Here is a 20,200-nt window from a genome sequence, read left to right on the forward strand (position 1 = left end):
GGCGTCAGAACGAATTTCTCCGCTGCGCTTCGGAGGCACGCTCGACGACGGCCGTTTGGTCGTCTATCTCGGTCAGGGTCAAGAACCCCGTGTCAGGTGACACCCGGTTCGCGATCTTGCGGCGGGCAGCGTCGATCATGGACTTGGCGACGGGGCTGCTGGTTAGTGCACGGCATGTGCCGGTGATCTGCTCGTAGCGGCGGCGCCCGGCTTTCGCGCCTAACACGTAACCTAGTCCAAGAACGGCGACAAACCCGATCAAAGCGTTCCCTCCCGACAAAGGTGTGTTTGGCCTCCATACTGCCTCACGCGCCAGGTTGCGCGCAGGCTTCTCCCCGTCCGTGCGTGTGATCAGGTTGCCTGGTCCCTCGTGTTCGGTGCGGGCATGCCAGTACGCTAGAGTCGTCCCGCGATGTGCACCAGCATTCGCGTGGACTTGGCGGTCCCCTGTAGCTCAATTGGCAGAGCATTCGGCTGTTAACCGAAGGGTTGGAGGTTCGAGTCCTCCCGGGGGAGCCAGTGCGTGGGTTGCCGCATGTCAGCTCGGCGTGAATTGGTTCAAGTGTCTTGTCTGAGCTGTACCTCGCATTCAGATAGAGAAGTCCTCGCCGTGCCAGACTCCGGCCTCAGGCGGGCGGATGACGTGGTCAGTTCGTGGGCCGTTGTGTTGGGCCTCTAACCGCGCCACTCTGGTGAGTAGAGACTGCAAGCTGGCTCCCACGAGATCAGGTAGAACCCACGCGTCAGCCCCCGTGCCTGAGGCGGCTGTACTGGGATGGCTCCAGCCGATGATCTGTCCAGGCACTCCAACCACGACAGCGCTGGCTGGTACCGGTTTGACCACCACCGCGTTGGCGCCGACCCGGCTGTCCTCGCCGATCGTGATCGCCCCAAGGACCTTGGCTCCAGCTCCGATGATCACGCGGTCACCGACCGTGGGGTGGCGTTTGCCCCGCTCCATGCCCGAGCCGCCCAGCGTGACGCCGTGGTAGATCGTGACGTCCCTGCCTACTTCGGCGGTTTCCCCGATGACTACCCCGGTCGCGTGATCGATGAACAGGCCTTTGCCGAGGAGTGCGCCTGGATGTATGTCGACCCCGGTCAACACGCGGGTAAGCTCGGCGAACGCTCGCGCGATCAACCGGGCGCGGTGTTTCCACAGCCAGTGGCTGATCCGGTGGCCCCATACCGCGTGCACTCCCGGGTAGCAAAAAATGACCTCGAGCGCACTGGGGCGAGCTGGATCTCGTTCTCTGGCCGCTTGGATGTCACTCCGCAGTGCCGCCAGCATGGTTATTTGCCGGGATCGTTGAACAGTACGGTGCTCAGGTACCGCTCACCGAAGTCAGGTAGGACGACGACAACAAGTTTTCCGGCGTTTTCAGCCCGGCGGGCCACTTCGAGCGCAGCCCACACGGCGGCGCCGGAGGAAATGCCGACGAGCAGGCCTTCTTCCTGACCGAGCCGTCGAGCCAGGGTGAGGGCGTCGTCGTTGCCGACGGTGATGATTTCGTCGACCAGGTCGAGGTCAAGGACCGGTGGGACGAACCCTGCGCCGATTCCCTGGATCGGGTGCGGTCCCTTCTGGCCGCCAGACAGCACCGGTGACGCAGCGGGCTCCACGGCTACAAACCGCGCTGATGGCTTGCGCTCCTTGATTGCGCGGGCAACTCCGGTGATGGTGCCGCCGGTACCGATTCCGGAAACGAAGATATCGACTTTGCCGTCGGTGTCGCGCCATACCTCTTCCGCCGTCGTAACGGAGTGGATCGCTGGGTTCGCTAGGTTTTCGAACTGTTGCGGTACGAAGTATCGCTGGTCGGTTTTGGCTAGTTCTTCGGCTTTGGCAATGGCGCCTGCCATGCCGTCGGCGCCGGGCGTAAGGACCAGTTCGGCGCCGTACGCGCGCAACAGCATCCGCCGCTCAATGCTCATCGTCTCAGGCATGGTCAGCACGCACTGGTAGCCGCGCGCTGCACACACCATGGCTAGCGCGATGCCGGTGTTGCCGCTCGTCGGTTCCAAGATGATGGTGTCTGGTTTGATCAAGCCAGCTTCTTCGGCCGCGTCAATCATGGCTACCCCGATGCGGTCCTTCACGCTACCTGCTGGGTTGAAGGACTCCAGTTTGGCGGCAACGTCGGCCACGGCGCCCTCAGTAACTCGGCGTAATCGGACCAGGGGCGTGCGTCCGATCAGTTTGGTTACGTCTTCAGCGATGCTCATCTGCTTCTCCAACGATGTAGGCCGGTAAATCGACATCCCACTGATGTCGAAGTGGATCAATATGTTCGGGCGCATGGACGGTGCGACCAATGCAATCTGGTGTGTTGCCGCACAGAACTTCTGTCGATTCGCGGGGCCAGTGGTAAGGCCGAGGCGCTACTGGCTGCCGGCGTGTCATCACCGTTGGTGAGTCACTGGGCATGGATACCAGGGTCATGGGAGGTTGATCTTCCTGAAGACGGTGGGTTGCCTACATTGCTCGGGCACATTGGCAATACATCCGCTTGGCGGGGAAACATGAGGTTTGCTGAGCGTCCCAGTGCGTCAGGATTCAACAACAACAACAGTGCGCGGTGAGGAAGCGCGTGAGGACAAATCGCAGCTTTGCGGTCTGTTGCATAGGCCCACTATAAGACATTGTGGCGGTTCATTGCTGTGGTCGCTGGTGAGTCCAGCGGTTTGCCCTAGTGCGGGGTATCCATGGTTTGGATGGGCGAGCGCCCAACGGTGCCAGCTCGGCGCTCGGCGATATATCAGGGTCGGTCGGGCTTGTGGGTCTACGCGAGCTGCGTCACAGAAGCTCGCGCAGGCCGAGAGCGCCAAGGTCCGCATCGGGGCTGTTTGGTGGTTGGCAGATGGTGTCCAGAGTCGTTCTGCGCGCACGTTCACAAGTCAGCCGAGTTGCGGCATCACTTCGGAGGCCACGAGCTCGACGTGGTCGAGATCGTCGATGTCGCGGATCATCATGTAGATGCGGCTGGCGCCTGCTTCGGAGTAGCGGCCGATGTTGTCGACCAGTTCGGAAGGAGAGCCTGCGCCCCCGTTTTCGCGCAGTTCCTCAACACTGCGATCCATTGCCGCAGCGCGCGCGTTGACCTCGGCCTCGCTACGTCCGCAGCACAAAGCCATGGTGTAAGAGAACCTCAGTTCGTTGGGATCGCGGTTGATGGCCAGGCACGCCTGGCGGACTCGCTCGTACTGCGCAGCCGCGACCTCGATCCCGGTGGGCGGCCCAGTGAGCGGATCTTCAATGTCGGTTCTGCCTGGTTGATGATTGAATTCGTTGGCGTAGCGGGCAGCTAGCGCCGGGGTGCGCTTGGTGCCGGTCCCGCCGACGATGACCGGCGGACCTCCTGGTTGGCTGGGCTTGGGCAGCGCCGGGCAGTCCTCCAGATGAAAATGCTCACCTTGATAGCTGAACCGGTCACCAATCGGGGTCCGCCACAGGCCAGTTATCACTTCTAGCGATTCCTCGAACCGGTCAAAGCGCTGCTTGACGGAGGGGAAGGGGATACCAAAGGCGCGGTGCTCGGGTTCATACCAGCCGGCCCCTAGGCCGAAATCAACTCGCCCGCCGCTCATCTGGTCGACTTGGGCGACTTGGACAGCCAGCAGTCCGGGGGAGCGAAACGTCGCCGCAGTGACCAGGACCCCGAGTCGGATGGTAAACGTTTCTCGGGCAAGCCCTGCCAAAGTCACCCAGGCGTCTGTAGAGCCCGGTGACTGCTCGCCCCAAAAATGGTCACCTCGAACGAATCCTGCATAACCACACTTTTCGGTCACCTGGGCCAACCGTAATTGTTGGTCATACAAAGCCGACCCGGACAGGGGCGCAGCGAAAACCATCAACTCCATGCGTACCAGGATGCCTTATCTAACAATCGATTCCGGAATGGAGCAGTTCCTAAGACGAGGCGAAGCATAATATTTTCCGATCAGAATCTCACTAGGGGTGCTGTGCGCAGCACACTTTCAATCAAAGTGGTGTCCTTTGCATCTCAGAAAGAGAAAACCTCGCTGTCGGTGGATAGCCTCGGCTAATCCTTCGTGGGCAACGCGACTTGTGTCGTTTGCTGACTCGACGAAATCAACGTCAACACCGCTCGGCGAAGAGGAGGTATTATTTGGCCAACTGCCGTCATCGGGCGAAGCGATTGTTGCTGAGGGCTAATCCATCAGTTCGGCACCGGCTCCAGCCGTGTGGCGCTGACAATTCTGCTTTGCTGTCCATTTATGTCCACGGGGACGGTGCCAGTCAGGCCGACTCGATGCATGACACGGTGGTGGTCATCGTAGTCATCGACAGCGCGGTGCTGGGTGGCGCGGTTATCCCAAATGGCGACGTCACCAGGTTGCCAGCTCCATCGGATCGTGTTTTCCGGCAGGCTGATCCGTTTCTGAAGCAGTTCGAAGAGGGCCGATGATTCGTAGCTATCTAGGCCGAGGAAGCCGCGCACATAGTTTCCAAGCAGCAATGCACGTTCTCCAGTTTCGGGATGCACGTGTACGACCGGATGCTCGGTGCGGTAGTCGGCGCTGTTAAAGATGGCCTGCAGTTCTTTTTGCTGATCAGTGAGCGTGACGGGTTGCTGCATGGGGTAGCCGGATCGATTGCTGTGCAGCGCCCAAAGATTGTCGGTCAAAAGCTGTAGCGGCTTGGGCAGCCAGGCGTAGGCGGCGGTGGTCGACGCCCATAATGTCGATCCCCCGTAGCTGGGCAGGACGACTGCTCGCAAGATCGCGGCCTTGGTGAATTCTGCAACGAACGTTATGTCGGTGTGCCACTGGGTAAACTTGCCTTGTTCAGAATCGATCGGTGTCACGGTCGGTGAATCGTCCGGAACGCTCAGGGCTTTAGGAGGGCTGGCCGGCGTGCCGAGTAGCTCGGCGAAAGAGTATTGCTCGTCATCGTCAAGGTGGTTCTGGCCACGAAAAAAGATCACCTTGTGTTCCAGTAGTGCCTGGTAGATACGCTGGACGGTATCTGGCTTGAGATTTGCTCCGAGACGGACACCGTCGATACGTGCCCCGATCCGGGCACCTAGCTTAGTAACGGTGAGTGCATCACTTTGCAGATCACTCGACAATTGACTCGCACCTCATTTCTTGATCGCCCTTGGACAAGCAAGTGCGGGAATCACGCGGATTGTGGGTAGACGTCCTGCGGCGAGTGTATGCGGCGTGCACGCCTGGTGCCAGGTCGCTGCGAACAGCGGGCGCCGAGACCATTCATGGCGAGGATGATGGCTCGATCACGCGAGCAGCCTTTCGTCGGATATGGCATTTGCCGCTTGATATTTCGCGCTCGGCGCTGATCGTGTCTCTCCTACCGTATGCTGTTCGTGGTGAGCTACGACTTGATCATCCGGTCTGGCACCATTGTCGACGGTCTCGGCGGTGAACCCTACGTCAGTGATGTCGCGATCTCGGGCGGCGTCATCGTCGAAGTCGGTTCGGTGGACCGCGAAGGATACCGAGAGATCGACGCGACCGGGCTGCTGGTAACTCCCGGTTTTGTTGATCTACACACTCATGACGACGGGCAGGCGATCTGGTCTGACCGGCTAAACCCCTCTTCGGCGCACGGTGTGACAACGGCTGTGATGGGCAATTGCGGGGTGGGCTTCGCGCCGTGTCGGTCCGCTGATCACGACGTGCTCGTCGATGTAATGGCTGGCGTTGAGGACATACCCGGGGTAGTCATGGCCGATGGGTTGCCCTGGCATTGGGAGACCTTCCCGGAGTATCTGGACGCCCTTGAATCCGGTCGGCGCGACATTGACGTCGCAGCGTACCTGCCGCATTCTCCCCTCCGCGTTTATGTCATGGGCCAACGAGGTGTCGATCGGGAACCGCCGACTGCGGCAGATCTGGCCCAAATGCGGCTGCTGGCAAAGGAGGCGATCGAGGCTGGAGCACTAGGTTTTGCATCGTCGCGACTGGCTACTCACCGAACTGAAGGCGGCGCACAGATTCCTAGCTATAACGCCGATCAGAACGAGATCTTGGAGATCGCGAGGGGCATAGCCGAAGGCGGCGGGGGTCTGCTCCAATTCGTCCCGGACATCCCCGCGGGCGAATATGAGCCGGTCCTGCAGAAAGTATTCGACGCGGCAGCGGAAGCGGGGCTGTCGGTCACGTTCACATTGCTTTTTGCCAACACCGGCGACCGGATCTGGCCCGAGGCGATCGCCATGATCGAGAAAGCCAACGCGGGTGGCGGCGACATCACTGCTCAGGTTTTCCCGAGGCCGATTGGGCTGCTGATGGGTTTGGAACTGACCTTGAATCCGTTCGTGCTACACCCCAGCTATCAAGAGATCGCCCACTTATCGCTGGCTGACAGGGTGGTCGAGATGCGTAAGCCGGGTGTTCGCGCCCGCATTTTGTCTGAACAGCCTGATCCCGACGCCAAAAATCCACTGCTCTACATGGTCCAAGCGTGGGACTGGATCTTTCGGCTTGGTGATGACGTCAACTATGAACCCGACCCATCGACCAGTGTCGCGGCACGAGCGCGAGCACGTGGTGTTTCGCCTATGGAGGAAGCCTACGACCGGCTACTCGATGACGACGGCCGGGCCATCCTGCTCAGTGCTCTGGCCAATTTCGAGAACAGTTCACTTGACACCGTGGGCGACCTGATGGGCCGCGATGACACCGTTCTGGGTCTGGGCGACGGTGGGGCGCACTACGGAATGATATGTGACTCAAGCTTTCCCACGTACTTGCTGACGCACTGGGCGCGTGACAGGGCATCCGGAAGGTTGAGTGTGGCCGCCGCGATCCGCGAGTTGACGTCGGTGCCGGCCCGGGTGGCGGGCCTGGCCGACCGCGGACGGATTGCTATTGGTTACAAGGCCGACCTCAACGTGATCGACCATGCCGCTTTGCGGCTAAACAAGCCGGTCATCATCTATGACCTTCCGGCTGGCGGCCGGCGTCTGGATCAGACCGCTGACGGATATGTCGCGACCATCGTCTCCGGCGAGATCATCGCCGACAACGGCACGCCGACCGACGCACGGCCTGGAAAACTGATACGCGGCCGTCAACCCGCCCCTCTCGAGCGCGCCGAGCAACGCGGGTGATCGACGACGCCGGTCTGCTTGTTGAGATCGATCTTCCTGTTGGTGGTTGGTGTAAAGCCTCGACCTCGCGGAAGCCTCCTCGACTCCTACTACCTGGCTGACGTGGTTGCCGATTGGCGCGCCGGTCGTCCCGAGTCGAGGTGGCGCCGATCATCAGATGGCAGGCTGTGGGGGTGTCGCGCTGCGGTTGGTGAGAGTCAGTCGACGGCTCTGTTCCGCTGGTGGTGGAAAGCGGTTTCGTAGACTTGTGCTATGACCGGGCCAGCAAGTTGTCCAGACGGCACAGGCACCGATAGCCCAACCGTGCCGGACTCTGCTGCGGCCGCTGATGCTGGATCTCTTCCCGATCCGCGAGGGGAACTGCCTAACTATACGCATGTCTATGAGGATGTTTCCCCCCTGGAAACTACCGTTAATTTAGGAAACGACTACAATCTAGATATTGCGGCCAGCGCAGGAGGTATAGCGCCTCCGTTAAGTCCAGTAGAGACGAGCGGATTTTATAGGCCGGTCCTTAATGGTATGCGTGCTGGCCCAGTGAATGAGCCAGCACGTCCAATTTACTGGGACGCGGGCGAGAGATCTGCGGTGGACTTTGCAGACCCGCCTCCCTCCTATCACTATATTGCGCAGCGAGATAGTGGCTTCGAAAACCCCGGTGACCTTGATTACAACATTCGTAAGCAGGCCGCATTAGAGGGCGATATTGAGCATATTAAACAGGCCCTAACCGATAATGAACGTCTTTACGATCGATTCAATCAAAGGGTTATTGATAGTAAACTCGCTGTTGGGCGTTTGCGCCTAGAAAGCAGCGGATACAGGAGCCATCTGACTGATTATGAGTCTCTCTCGGAACACCAGGGCCAACTGTTGGACCTGGGTGGCCTGCCGGCAGATGAACGGGAGGTCCGCTCCCAACTTCGTACGGACGCGGAGCGATCCGCTCGAAAATATAGGGGTCTAATAGAGAATAACGATCGTCAGGTCGCCCACCTAGAGCAACAGGGCAGGCGCGACAGTGAAACTGTCGCTGATCTGGAGCGGCGCGTCGACCGGGGCCGCGCAAAATTAGCAAGCAAACGCCAGGAGCTACAGGAATTAAGCTCTACTATCGCCCGGCAGAACCAAGCCATTTACGGCAACGTGAACGAAACTCCCGTTGCTCGCCATGAAATGGCGGGTTTGCTATTTGAAGGAAATCCTGACGGTGCCGCTGACGTAAAAGGGTATTTCGGTAAAGAATTTGTTCCGCAAAAACCACTCGGGCCGCCCCCGCCGTACTCCGTTACCGAAAATCCTGCAGGGCTATTCACGCGGTCCCCAGGCGATGAATTAGGTGCCAGCGGCGGCTCGATAGTGGAGTATGACCGACCAGTTCTTGAATCCGGCGCACAGCGGTTGGAGCAAAACGCCCAACAGCAGCGACAACATTTGGATGAGTGGAACCGCATAGACGCAGCACTGGCCAGCAACACGCAGGGCCGGGCAGAAGACGCGCGTCGCGCCCAAACCCAACAAATCCGACAAAGCCTAGAGTCGTCCCTCGAGGCCACCGAGCAAGCCGCGCAACAGCTCAGACGCGCCACCCACGCCAACGCTGACATGGACCACACCTTCGCCCGAAACCTTCAGCAACAATGAGCCGCCAACCAAGAAGGCGGCCTGACCCAGGGCGCCAACGGACACACCATCTCCGACCCAAAACCATATTCCCCGCCTAGTCGAGTCCTATCCGACCCGACAACACCACCCCAAGAGCTGCCCAACACAACCCCAAAGCGGACTCCCGGCTACCCAGAAGAACCTCACTACACCCTCGTTTACGAAGAGCCGGTTCACGCTCGGTCGATTCGGCGCCGATCAGGCCGATCAGGCCTCGGTAATCGGGGTGCAGGAAGTTTGCTTCGTTGGTGCCTGCTAGTCAGACTCGGCGAGCAACATGTAGATCTCGCGACGCGCGTTCTTGATTATCGCAAGTGTGCGCTGCTGCTGTTCGGCGCTGGCCCCGTATGCGGATTGCGCCACCGCACCGATCAATTGACCCAACGCTGCACGCAGATTGACCTGGTTCGAATCGACCCCTTCGGCGGCTACTTGTTCCCAAGGCGGGGTCTTGATCTTTGCGGCCGCCGTGCGGCCTTCGTCGGTCAGCTCGAAGAGTTTTCTGCTGCCTTCGCTTTCGGTGCTGACAATCAGGCCTTCGTCATCGAGCAGTTGCAATGTCGGATATACCGAGCCCGGGCTGGGGCGCCACAGGTCCTGGGTGCGTTCGGCGATCTCCTGGATCATTTCGTACCCGTGCATGGGGCGCTCGGCGAGCAGGGTCAGGATGGCAGCACGAACATCACCGCGGCGGCTGCGGCGGCCGGGGCCTGGCCCGCGCCGGCGGCCGCGGGCGTGGTCAGCGCCGAAACCGAAGCCAAATCCGGGGCCGGGCCCGAAACCGAAATCCGCGCCGGGCCCCAGGCCAAAATCCGGTTCGCGCCCGGGTCCGCTTGGACCGTTGCCGGGGCCGTGTTCATGCGGTGGGGGAGGTTTGTGGCCAGGGTGCTTCTTGGGGCCAGGTGCTTTTTTGCCAGGTGCCTTCTTGCCAGGGGTTTTCTTGGGGCCAGGGCCGTGTTCGTGGGGTGGCGGCGGGTGGTGGCCAGCGCGCATCTTGGGCTTGGGGGCAGGTTTGAGGGCTGGATCGTGCTTCGGTCCGCGACGATGTCCCAGGTCCTCGTAGGGTTCGAAGACGCCGTCATCATCGTAGAGCGGCTCAAATTCCGATTCTTCGTCATAGTCAGGGTCGAATTCGAATTCGTCGCCGCGAGCGGGTCCCGGCCCGGAAGCGCCGTCATCCTCCAGTTCGGTGGGAAGATCGCCCTGGTAAAGATTGACATCTTCATCACGTTGCTGTGGGCCGCGCGACAGTGCTGTTTGCCTCCGATGCCCCTGCTCCCGAACGGCTTCGAGGTCGACCGGACTGTTGTCGCCGTCGTCGATCGGCGCTGCTAGAGCGAGCGGGTCGATCACCTTTTCCTTGTCATCGTGCGTAGCTCGCCCACGCTGGTGTCCGCCAGTATCTTGCAGTTCACTCATGGTGGCTCTCGCTTTCAGGTCCTAAGCCGGTACATCGTTTCGATATAGAACGATATAGCGCTAAATATCGGTACGCAACTAGCGACCGGCGATCTGGTCCTGGCAAATTCCTGTGGCGGTTTGTGTGTGAGGGGCGAGTGCTGGCACGCGCCGGTGGCGGCCCGGAGTTGGTGGCTGTGGCCTGGGGCGGCTGCGCGCTACCCGCTCCTGGTCGGCCAAGGCGAAAGCCTGGCGTCGCAGAACCGTCCGAAACCGGGGTTCGGCAAACCAATGCGACTGAGTGGCCAAATACGAGTCAATGCTCCAGCGAGGGCGCCCGGTAGCGGAGAATCGCTCAGATTGGTCGGATTAGCCTTTCGCACAACAGCTTCGGCGATCTTCTCCTCGGTTTCGTGCGGCGCACGTGTCACTCCGGATGATCGACAAGGTGGTCTGTGTCATCTGGATAGCCACGACATCGCGTCGCCCGTGCTCGACACCCGGTTCCAAAGGTCGGCCAATGCCCAGTCAAGGCCCCTGGCTACCAGGGTCGATTGACGGTTGCCGCTAAGCTCGGGACGTGCCGATACGCCCCAGCGTGCTCCCGATGATCTTGTGTTTAATGCTGGGCTTGGCGTGTGCCGGCTGCGGGGAGAAGTCATCGCCACCGCCCCAAACCTCGCCGGATCACTGTAAAGAATCGGACGGGCCGACTGCCGGGACGGTACGGCAAGCGATCGCCTTGGTTCCGATCGTGGTGCCTGGAACGAACTGGGCTGAAGTCGCGCGGGGGCACACCAGGGATTGTCGTTTGTACTGGGTTCAAATCATCCCAACTATTGCCTCGGAGTCGACTCCGCAGCAGTTGTTGTTCTTTCATCGCAATGCTCTATTGGGCACGCCCACCCCGGAGCCGAGACCTTATATAACTGTTCTTCCTGTCAAGGATCACACGGTGGCGGTCCAGTACCGCTGGAGAGTGAGTGGTGATCAGGAATGCTGTCCCACTGGGGCAAGGACAGTGCGGTTCCAGATCGGATCAAATGGAAAGCTCAAGGTGCTCGGCACTATTCCGCCGCTAGTCGTCGCGTGACATACGTCTCAGCGGGTGCGGGTGTGTTCTGGCGATGAGCGGCCGCCGCCCATCGACGCGGCAGCGCTTGTGGCGCAACTCGTTCCATCCATTTCACTGCCCGCCGCGTGGTGCTGGCCCGTGCTGGGTGTCGATCGGACCGGCTCCGCGTATGCCCAAGCGCGCCTTACGTTCAGGAGTTCTACAGGACTCCTACAGGAGTTTCAGGCTCTGCTGGAAATGCCTGATGCTGGTGTGGCTGGCACCCTGATACATCGGTGCTGCTTCGTACGCGGCGAGGTAATTGGGGGGTAACAGCAGATGGGCGAACAGCAGATGATGTCGCAACGTGGCCAAGCGCTATGTAATCCCGGTCACGATGTGGCAGTTGCATCCGCGGTCGCTGAGGAAAATTCGAAAATGGGCCCAGCCCCACAGGCTAAGCGCCGTCGTGGCGCTCGTCACATTTTGCATTGGGATGCAGAAGATCTGGTGGCGTGGGAAGCCGGGAACAAGATTGTGGCCCGGCGCAATCTGTTGTGGTCGGTGGTGACTGTGCACCTGGGTTACTCGGTGTGGACGCTGTGGCCGGTGCTGGAACTGTTCATGCCTGAGAACGTCTACGGCTTTTCGGCGGGTGACAAGCTCCTGCTTGACACCACCGCAACGCTTGTTGGGGCCTTCCTTCGGATGCCCTACTCATTGGCCACGGCAATCTTCGGTGGCCGCAACTGGGCTGTCTTCTCGGTAATTGTGTTGCTGGTTCCCACGATTGGCACGATGCTGTTGTTGACCCATCCAGGGTTGCCGTTGTGGCCGTATTTGGTGTGCGCGGCGCTCACCGGTTTGGGAGGCGGTAATTTCTCGGCTTCGATGAGCAACGCAAATGCGTTCTATCCGCATCGTCTCAAGGGCTCGGCACTCGGAATTGCCGGTGGTGTAGGTAATCTCGGGGTTCCAGCAATCCAGGTCGTTGGCTTGTTGATTGTTGCCACGGCCGGTGATCGGCGGCCTTATCTCGTCTGCGGACTCTACGTTGGAATGCTGGCGGTTGCTGGGGTCGGGGTGGCGCTGCGTATGAACAATGTTGAGCCGCATCGGGTCAAGGTGAGTCGGCTGCGCCCGATTGTTTCCGCTGTCTTGTCGACTCCTGACACCTGGTTGCTGTCACTGCTCTACCTGGGCACGTTCGGCTCGTTCATCGGGTTTTCGTTCGCATTCGGCGAAGTACTGGAGAACAACTTCTTGGCTAGCGGAGAGAGTGCGGGACCAGCCGCCCTGCATGCGGCCGAACTCGCCTTTATCGGACCGTTACTTGCCGCATTGGCCAGGGTTTACGGTGGTCGTCTTGCCGACCGGCTCGGCGGAAGTCGCCTCACTCTCGCGGTGTTTGTCGCAATGACGCTTGCGGCAGGGTTGCTGATCAGCGCCAGTACGCTCGAAGACCGGCATACTGGCCCGCACCGGGCCGCCACGATGGCTGGATACTTTGTCTGCTTCCTGGCGCTGTTCGTCCTGTCGGGGCTGGGCAACGGCTCCGTGTACAAGATGATTCCGACGATTTTCGAGGAATGCAGCCGTTCTCTGGACTTGGATGAAGCTGAGCGCCGTGATTGGTCTCGAGTTATCTCCGGTGTTGTCATCGGGTTCGTAGGAGCCTTCGGCGCGCTTGGCGGGGTCGGAATCAACCTCGTGCTGAGTGAGTCCTACAAGAGCACCGGTACCGCGACGTCGGCGTTCTGGGTCTTCATGCTCTTCTACGTTGCGGCGGCAGTCTTGACCTGGCAGGTATACGTGCGCCGAACTGGCGCCGACATCACGGCGGTTAAGCCGGGAATAGCGCCGCAGCCGGCATGGCAGCGGGCTGGACCGCCCAGCTGAGTTCTTCGGTCCCGGGCCGCCGCCGGCCAGCTCTCGCCAGAATATGCGTGCGCGACGAGGGTCTACATCTGCTCGGCCGCTTTGGAGCCAGTGATGAACGGTTCGGGTGTAGTGGGCACTGGACAGTAGGCTGCTTTGATTGCCTAATCAACGATGTTGACACACGCCAACCGGATCGATATACGTGGGTCGTGCCAGCCGTGATGAGCCGATTGGTGGCCTTGTGTTGTTTGTTGCTGGTTGTGCCGCTAGCCGGCTGCGGGCAGGCGCGCCGGGCCGGCCCAGTGCATCGACCGGAACCGCCGAAAACTGCGGGGCTAGCATTGAGTTACCTCGGTCAGCGGACGGTTGCCTCCGATGCCACCTTTGATGGCACGGTTATCGGTGGCTTGTCGGGGATCAGCTATGACCCGGGTCGCCAGCTCTACTACGTGATCAGTGACGACCGTTCCGACAAGAACCCCGTCCGCTTCTACACCGTGCGGCTCTCGTTGTCCGACCGAGGGATTGATGACGTTCTGTTCACCGGCACGCATCCGCTGCTAGACCGCTCAGGCCAGCGGTTCGGGCCGCTGAATACCGACAGCGACCCGCCGGTAGCTCCTCCCGATCCAGAGGGTATTGCCTTCGACAAGACTCGCCAGCAACTGTATTGGTGCTCCGAAGGTGCGCGGATCATCGACGTTCCGGTGCTGTTGGACCCGTGGGTCCGGACCGCTGGGCTCAACGGCGGTTATAAAGGCGAGTTCACCTTGCCGCCGAATCTGGCGATGTCCGCCAAGCGGACCGGGCCGCGTCGCAACCGGGGACTGGAGGGGCTGACGCTGACGCCAGACGGCCGTTGGCTATTTACCGCAATGGAGGACCCGGGATACAACGACGGGCCCGAGGCCAACGGCAACCAGCCCGTGCTGACCCGGATCACCAAGTTCGACCCGAACGCACCATTGCCTGTGGCTCAGTACGCCTACCCGATGGAACCGCCTGCCGGGTCCGCGGACCGCAACGGAGTCTCGGATCTGGTCGCGTTGTCTGACGCGACGTTTCTGGTGCTGGAGCGGACCCCAGCGCTACCTCCGGTCACGCGGATCTTCCGCGCCGAGATCGGCTCCGCGACAGACGTCTTGGCGATGCCGTCGATGCTGGACTCCCCGCTGACCGCGATGAGCAAATCGCTTGTCGTTGATTTGGCCGCCACACCGGGACTCCCGCCCGTGGCCAATATTGAGGGCATCACGTTGGGGCCCACACTGCCTGATGGCCGCCAATCAGTTGTGATGGTCAGCGACAACGATTTCTCACCCATCCCGGCCACGTCGTTCTTGTTGTTCGCGTTGTCGTGATGCCGCGCTGATTTCGCGGCGGACAGGCCGGAGTCGATACCAAACAAATCCTGCCCAGAATGCGCCGAAACTCACCAGCATGATCATGTCGAAGACCCACCAGCCCGAGTAGTGGGTCCATACCTCGGTGTGCGTGGCCAGTGTGTCGACTCTGCGCAGATCAACGGTAGATGCCGACGCCGCGAAACCCCACTGGGCCGGGACCAACCAGGACAGCTGGTCGAATCCCCATGTACCCACCAGCGGATCGAGGCCGCCGGCGAATAGGAAGGATGCCAGGATCACCGGTACGGTCAGCGGCAACACTTCCAGGACGGATTTCCCGACCGACGACAACGTCAGTCCAACGATTGCCGAGACGACGGCTGTGGCTGCCACGCTCGCATAGAGCTCCACATCGGGATTGCGCAGCAGGACTGCTCCATGTACTGGCCCGCCTCTGAGCTGCACGACGACGAAGGTGACAATGGCGGCCTGGATTGCCGCGGCCACGCTGAAGACGATGATTTTGCCGGCCAGGTACGCCGATGCCGACAATCCGACGGCCTGCTCGCGCCGGAAGATACGTCGCTGCGAAACCAGGTCGCGGAAGGACAGCGCGATGCCCATGATCACCGCGGCGATGTTGAGCGTGGCCAAGATCGCAATGGCTTCATGCGGATTGCGCCCGCTCGGGTCAGCGCGACCCAGGCCGGAATCACCCGGAATCAGCAGGGTCAGCGCCCCCAACGTCAACGGCAGCAGTGCCAAGAACAGGAAATAGATGCGGTCGCCGACCAGGAGGCGGGCCTGGCGACGCGTCATCAGTCGGATTTGCTGTCCCATGGTGAGTTCGGCGGGACGGGGCGCGGGGGAGGCCAGTTCCGGAGCTGACGGTTGTTGCCTCGTCAGGAACGCGCGATGGGTGCCCTGCGGATCGGCGCCGGCCTGCGCGACGACATCGGGCCACTCGGCGGTGCCCATCGCGGAGGTGACTTGCGCGGGCGGACCGGCGAAAGCTGGGGTACCGGCCGAGGTGAGTACCAGTACCTGATCGCACTTATTCAGGTAAGCCACCGATGTGGTTGCCACCACGACGGCGCAGCCGAGATCAGCTTGCCGGCGCAGCACTGCCATGATGTGGTTTTCACGCACCGGATCCAGCGCGGCGTGCGGCTCGTCGACCACGAGCAGCGACGGTCGAGTAAGCACTTCGATCGATATGGCTGCGCACCGGCGTGCTTCGGGCGGTAGTTTGGCCACCAAAGAGTCGCGGTACGGGGTCAACGCGAGTTCGTCGAGGATCTGGTCGACCACGCGGTTGCGAACGTCGGTCGAAGTGCCTGGCGGAAGCCGCAGTTCGGCGGTGTACTGCAGAGCACGCCCGACGGTGAGATGTGGATGCACGTGGTTGTCGCGCGCTACCAACCCGATTCGGGAGCGCATCGCCATGGGCTCGGCGTGCACGTCGTGGCCGTCCACGGCGACGACTCCGGAGGTTGGATGTCGGGTGCCGGCGAGCAGGCCGAGCAGGGCAGAATTACGTGCCGCAGATGGACCGATCACTGCGGTCAAGGTGCCCGGGCGTGCGCTGAACGACACATTCGCCAGCAACGTGTTTCCGTCTGTGGCGAAGCGCAGCTGATACGCGGCCATTCCGATCGTGCGTGTGCCAGGTGTCAGCGACAGACGCTCGGTTGGTGGCACGATTTCGGCAGAGCTGGTGGCCGGGCGTGTCTGGCGCAGCTTGCGCGACGCGTCGTTCAGCCGCTCGACCAGACCTCGGTTCTTCGGCTGCTTGTTCGATGGTTTTGCGGGTTGTGCGTGTTGTTCTTTCGGCGGCGGTCGCGGCGCTGTTAGCCGGATCGGTGTGGTGGTTCGTTCAGGCATGGCATGTTCGGGCAAGCCGATGGGTTGCGGCGGAGACGGATTGGTCGGGGCGAGCTGGAAAACCAGCCGTGGCCCTCGTTGACGGTCGCCGATCGTGATCGCCAGGCCGTCTCGGATGATGGCCGTCTGCGTCGGGACACCGTCGACGAACATTCCGTTGCGGCTCTGATCGATAGCCATCCAGTGGGTACCGGTGAACTTCAGCACCAGGTACGGGATCGGCTGCCGAACCGGGTTTTGATCAGCGAGGTCCAGTCGGACATCGCACTGGTTCGTGCAACCCACCATCACATCGCGGCCGGGAGGAAAAACATATCGCTTCGGCCCGACCCAGACGGTCAACCCAGGATGCACGGTGCTGATCAGAGCGGGTTGCGGCCCGGCGCGGTTGCGGCATCATCGAGAAGCCGACGCAACACCTCGACGGCCTCGGTCAATACCTGGCGATCAACCGGTTCAAGTCGGGCCAGTTGCGGTTTAATCGCGTCGGCGCGGTCGGCGCGGACCGCATCCAGGGTGCGAATCCCGTGCGGTGTGATGCGGATGCGCACCGCCCGGGCATCGCCGGGATCGACGGTTCGGGTAACCATTCCAGCGTCTTCGAGTCGCCGCACCTGTGTGGTCATCGTCGGCTGCGAGCAGTGGTCGAATGCGGCCAGGTCGCCTATACGCGTTTCCCCCTGGGCTTCGATGGTGGCGAGCAGCCTGGCTTGCGCCGAGGGCAGCGGCATCTGGATGCGTTGGGTGGCGAACCGATTAAGTCGAGAAACCACGGCTAGCAGATCCGCCCCCAGACTTTCATGGGGTTCGCTGACCTCGGGACGACTCGCGGCGGTGGCGGAACTCATCCACCTATCGTTCCATAGCTTTGCTATGCGAGACCAGTAGTGGCCGTTGCCGGACAAACACCCACGTGGTGCCCTGTTCTGCGCGGCAAGGGCCGTGGGCTGGCAGAATCGGTGAAGTGATCGCGTCAGGTCTCCAGCCTTCGCGCCGGAGGAGTGGGCCACTGCAACCGGGCGAACTGGCGCAGGCGTCGGTAATGGCTGCCCTGTGCGCGGTGACCGCGATCATCTCGGTCGTTGTCCCGTTTGCTGCGGGCCTGGCTTTGCTGGGCACCGTGCCCACCGGACTGTTGGCATACCGCTATCGGCTCCGCGTGCTGCTGGCAGCGACTGTTGCGGCCGGAGTGATTGCTTTCCTGATCGCCGGGTTGGGCGGTTTCATGGGAGTTGTCCACAGCGCTTATATCGGTGGGCTGACCGGGCTTGTCAAACGCCGTGGTCGTGGCACACCAACGGTGATCTTCGCGTCGCTGCTGGCCGGACTCGCGTTCGGCGCGATGATGGTTGGTCTCCTCGCTCTTCTGGCCCGGCTGCGACACCTGATTTTCACAGTGATGACGGCAAATATTGACGGTCTCGCGACCGCGCTTTCCCGGGTCGGCATGGAGGGGGTCGGCGATGACTTGAAGCGGTACTTCGCCGAAGGGCTGCACTACTGGCCGTGGGTGATGCTGGCCTATTTCACCATCGGCATCACGATCGTGTCGTTGATTGGGTGGTGGGCGCTATCACGCATCTTGGAGCGGATGCGCGGAATCCCCGATGTGCACAAGCTGGACGCTCCCGCTGGCGACGTTGAGGACCAGCTTCACATCGCGCCGGTGCCGGTTCGCCTGGATCAAGTGCGGTTTCGCTACCCGCACGCCGGCCAGGATGCGTTGCGTGAAGTCAGCCTAAACGTCGACGTCGGTGAGCACGTGGCGATTACTGGTGCCAACGGTTCCGGCAAGACGACGTTGATGTTGATCTTGGCCGGCCGGCAACCGACCTCGGGCACGGTGGAACGCCCAGGCGCGGTTGGTCTGGGCAAGTTGGGCGGCACGGCGGTTGTCTTGCAACATCCAGAAAGTCAGGTTTTGGGTACTCGTGTTGCCGACGATGTGGTGTGGGGCCTGCCGCCGGGTACTCATATCGATGTTGGCCGGTTGCTGAGCGAGGTCGGTCTCGAAGCAGTGGCCGAACGTGAGACAGGCAGCCTGTCCGGTGGGGAGCTGCAGCGGCTCGCACTGGCGGCGGCGCTAGCCAGAGAGCCGGCATTGCTGATCGCCGACGAAGTCACCACCATGGTTGACCAAAAAGGCCGAGAAGCGTTGTTGGGTGTGCTGTCTGGTCTGAGGAAACGGCACCGAACCGCGCTGGTGCACATCACGCACTACAACAACGAAGCCGATTCAGCGGATCGCGCGATCGACCTCAGCGATTCGCCGGATAACGCCGACATGGTGGAGACCGTTGAACCGCCGACGTCGACTGTCGCGATGGACCATCGTGGACATGCGCCGGTGCTGGAAATCGTGGGCGTGGGTCACGAATACGGCAGCGGTACTCCGTGGGCAAAGACCGCGCTGCGTGATATCAACTTTGTGGTTGAACAGGGAGATGGCCTGCTGATCCACGGTGGCAACGGCTCTGGTAAGTCGACATTGGCCTGGATAATGGCCGGCCTGACGATTCCCACGACCGGTACTTGCTTGCTCGATGGCCGTTGCACTCATGAGCAGGTGGGTGCGGTGGCGTTGTCGTTTCAGGCGGCTCGGCTGCAGTTGATGCGTAGCCGTGTTGATCTGGAAGTGGCTTCTGCAGCCGGTTTTTCGTCTAGTGACGTGGATCGAGTGGCCGCCGCGCTGGGTGCTGTCGGATTGGATCCGGCGCTGGGCACCCGCAGCATCGACCAACTTAGTGGCGGCCAGATGCGTCGTGTAGTGCTCGCCGGATTACTTGCTCGGTCACCTCGGGCGTTGATTCTGGACGAGCCGCTGGCGGGTTTGGACGCGGCCAGCCAGCGCGGCCTATTGCTGTTGTTGGAGGATCTGCGCCGTGAGCGTGATCTGACGGTTGTGGTCATCTCGCATGACTTCGCGGGTATGCAAGAGCTATGTCCACGCACCTTGCACCTGCACAACGGCGCGTTGGAATCGATGCCGACTGCCGCAGGAGGACTGTCGTGACTTCTCCTACGCCCACGATTTCGGCCGCAGAAGTCCGGGTGACCAACCGCCCACCGCGTCCCGTGGTTCTGTTGATCCCGGTACCTGGTAGGTCGGTTGTCCATGACATGTGGGCCGGTACCAAACTCCTTGTGGTTTTTGGTATTTCGGTGCTGCTGACTTTCTATCCGGGATGGGTCACGATCGGGTTCATGGCGGCTCTGGTGCTGGCTGCTGCGAGAGTCGCACACATTCCGCGTGGCGCATTGCCGTCGATACCGCGCGTGCTGTGGATCCTGATCGCGTTCGGTGCCCTGACCGCAGCACTGGCCGGCGGCAGTCCATCGATCACGGTGGGAGATCTTGAAATTGGGTTTGGCGGAGCGTTGCATTTCCTGCGGTTCACCCTCTTGTCTATCGTGCTCCTTGCGCTCGGGGCGATGGTGTCCTGGACGACCAACGTCGCCGAGATCGGGCCTGCGGTAGCGAGTTTGGGCCGACCCTTGCGGTTGTTGCGAATCCCGGTCGACGAATGGGCGGTGGCGCTGGCGCTCGCGCTGCGCGCTTTTCCGATGTTGATCGACGAGTTCCAGGTGCTCTATGCCGCTCGCCGGTTGCGCCCTAAACAGCCTCCGCGCGGCCGTAGGGCTCGCCGGCATCGCTACGCCAGGGAGCTAATTGACCTGCTTGCCGCGGCGGTCACGGTAACGCTGCGTCGCGCTGATGAGATGGGCGACGCCATCACCGCTCGCGGGGGCACGGGTCAGCTGTCTGCGAACCCGAGAGGGCCCAAACTCGCGGACTGGGTGGCCTTGGCGATCACTGTCGCGGCCGGTAGCACGGCGGCGACGATCGAGACGATTCTGCTTGGCGCATAGGCGTG

General features: G+C 61.5%; 15 protein-coding genes and 1 tRNA gene. 8 read left to right on the top strand and 8 right to left on the bottom strand.

Going from position 1 to position 20,200, the window contains the following annotated elements; translation table 11 throughout:
* Positions 1-4: 4 nt before the first annotated feature.
* Entirely contained in the window at positions 5-262 is a 258-nt protein-coding gene (locus tag ACO07W_RS18340) for a hypothetical protein (RefSeq protein ID WP_421846087.1), read from the bottom strand.
* Positions 263-443: 181 nt separating this feature from the next.
* On the opposite strand from ACO07W_RS18340, the gene ACO07W_RS18345 reads away from it, so the two are divergent.
* Positions 444-519 (top strand) — tRNA-Asn (locus tag ACO07W_RS18345).
* Positions 520-589: 70 nt separating this feature from the next.
* Here ACO07W_RS18345 and cysE read toward each other — a convergent pair.
* The 4 genes from cysE to ACO07W_RS18365 form a co-directional block, all read right to left on the bottom strand.
* Positions 590-1,291, bottom strand: a complete 702-nt coding sequence (gene cysE / locus ACO07W_RS18350) for a serine O-acetyltransferase (RefSeq protein WP_421845133.1) — start codon at positions 1,289-1,291, stop codon at positions 590-592.
* Between the two features lie 2 nt (positions 1,292-1,293).
* A complete protein-coding gene (gene cysK, locus ACO07W_RS18355; protein WP_421845134.1) occupies positions 1,294-2,226 on the bottom strand; it encodes a cysteine synthase A in 933 nt (310 codons plus the stop codon).
* Between the two features lie 672 nt (positions 2,227-2,898).
* The gene (locus tag ACO07W_RS18360; protein ID WP_421845135.1) at positions 2,899-3,861 is read right to left on the bottom strand and encodes a TIGR03560 family F420-dependent LLM class oxidoreductase; all 963 of its coding nucleotides are present in this window, start codon (positions 3,859-3,861) and stop codon (positions 2,899-2,901) included.
* Between the two features lie 320 nt (positions 3,862-4,181).
* A complete protein-coding gene (locus ACO07W_RS18365; RefSeq protein ID WP_421845136.1) occupies positions 4,182-5,093 on the bottom strand; it encodes a TauD/TfdA dioxygenase family protein in 912 nt (303 codons plus the stop codon).
* 258 nt (positions 5,094-5,351) lie between these two features.
* Between ACO07W_RS18365 and ACO07W_RS18370 the strand changes: the two genes are divergently transcribed.
* The gene (locus ACO07W_RS18370; protein ID WP_421845137.1) at positions 5,352-7,097 is read left to right on the top strand and encodes an N-acyl-D-amino-acid deacylase family protein; all 1,746 of its coding nucleotides are present in this window, start codon (positions 5,352-5,354) and stop codon (positions 7,095-7,097) included.
* Positions 7,098-7,400: 303 nt separating this feature from the next.
* Positions 7,401-8,741, top strand: coding sequence for a hypothetical protein (locus ACO07W_RS18375; RefSeq protein ID WP_421845138.1), 1,341 nt, complete (start codon positions 7,401-7,403; stop codon positions 8,739-8,741).
* 276 nt (positions 8,742-9,017) lie between these two features.
* Here ACO07W_RS18375 and ACO07W_RS18380 read toward each other — a convergent pair whose 3' ends face one another.
* The gene (locus ACO07W_RS18380; RefSeq protein ID WP_421846088.1) at positions 9,018-9,755 is read right to left on the bottom strand and encodes a PadR family transcriptional regulator; all 738 of its coding nucleotides are present in this window, start codon (positions 9,753-9,755) and stop codon (positions 9,018-9,020) included.
* 1,012 nt (positions 9,756-10,767) lie between these two features.
* On the opposite strand from ACO07W_RS18380, the gene ACO07W_RS18385 reads away from it, so the two are divergent.
* The 3 genes from ACO07W_RS18385 (at position 10,768) to ACO07W_RS18395 (ending at position 14,456) form a co-directional block, all read left to right on the top strand.
* Positions 10,768-11,253 carry an LppP/LprE family lipoprotein gene (locus ACO07W_RS18385; protein WP_421845139.1) on the top strand — a complete coding sequence of 162 codons (486 nt, stop codon included), beginning with the start codon at positions 10,768-10,770 and terminating at the stop codon, positions 11,251-11,253.
* Between the two features lie 399 nt (positions 11,254-11,652).
* Positions 11,653-13,113, top strand: coding sequence for a nitrate/nitrite transporter (locus ACO07W_RS18390; RefSeq protein ID WP_421845140.1), 1,461 nt, complete (start codon positions 11,653-11,655; stop codon positions 13,111-13,113).
* 203 nt (positions 13,114-13,316) lie between these two features.
* Positions 13,317-14,456, top strand: a complete 1,140-nt coding sequence (locus tag ACO07W_RS18395) for an esterase-like activity of phytase family protein (RefSeq protein WP_421846089.1) — start codon at positions 13,317-13,319, stop codon at positions 14,454-14,456.
* On the opposite strand, the gene ACO07W_RS18400 is transcribed toward ACO07W_RS18395, so the two are convergent.
* Positions 14,412-16,613, bottom strand: coding sequence for an ATP-binding cassette domain-containing protein (locus ACO07W_RS18400; RefSeq protein ID WP_421845141.1), 2,202 nt, complete (start codon positions 16,611-16,613; stop codon positions 14,412-14,414). The genes ACO07W_RS18395 and ACO07W_RS18400 overlap by 45 nt on opposite strands.
* Positions 16,614-16,687: 74 nt before the next feature.
* Positions 16,688-17,173: a MarR family winged helix-turn-helix transcriptional regulator gene (locus tag ACO07W_RS18405; RefSeq protein ID WP_421845142.1), complete on the bottom strand. Its 486-nt coding sequence runs from the start codon at positions 17,171-17,173 to the stop codon at positions 16,688-16,690.
* 194 nt (positions 17,174-17,367) lie between these two features.
* Here ACO07W_RS18405 and ACO07W_RS18410 point away from each other — a divergent pair, with 194 nt between their 5' ends.
* Both ACO07W_RS18410 and ACO07W_RS18415 read left to right on the top strand, forming a co-directional pair.
* Positions 17,368-19,338 carry an ATP-binding cassette domain-containing protein gene (locus tag ACO07W_RS18410; protein WP_421845143.1) on the top strand — a complete coding sequence of 657 codons (1,971 nt, stop codon included), beginning with the start codon at positions 17,368-17,370 and terminating at the stop codon, positions 19,336-19,338.
* A 17-nt stretch (positions 19,339-19,355) separates the two neighbouring features.
* Positions 19,356-20,195 (top strand): CbiQ family ECF transporter T component, encoded by an 840-nt coding sequence (locus ACO07W_RS18415; RefSeq protein WP_421846090.1) that lies wholly within the window; start codon positions 19,356-19,358, stop codon positions 20,193-20,195.
* Positions 20,196-20,200 lie beyond the last annotated feature (5 nt).

It is taken from the genome of Mycobacterium sp. (genome assembly GCF_965230835.1).
Taxonomy (GTDB): Bacteria; Actinomycetota; Actinomycetes; order Mycobacteriales; family Mycobacteriaceae; genus Mycobacterium.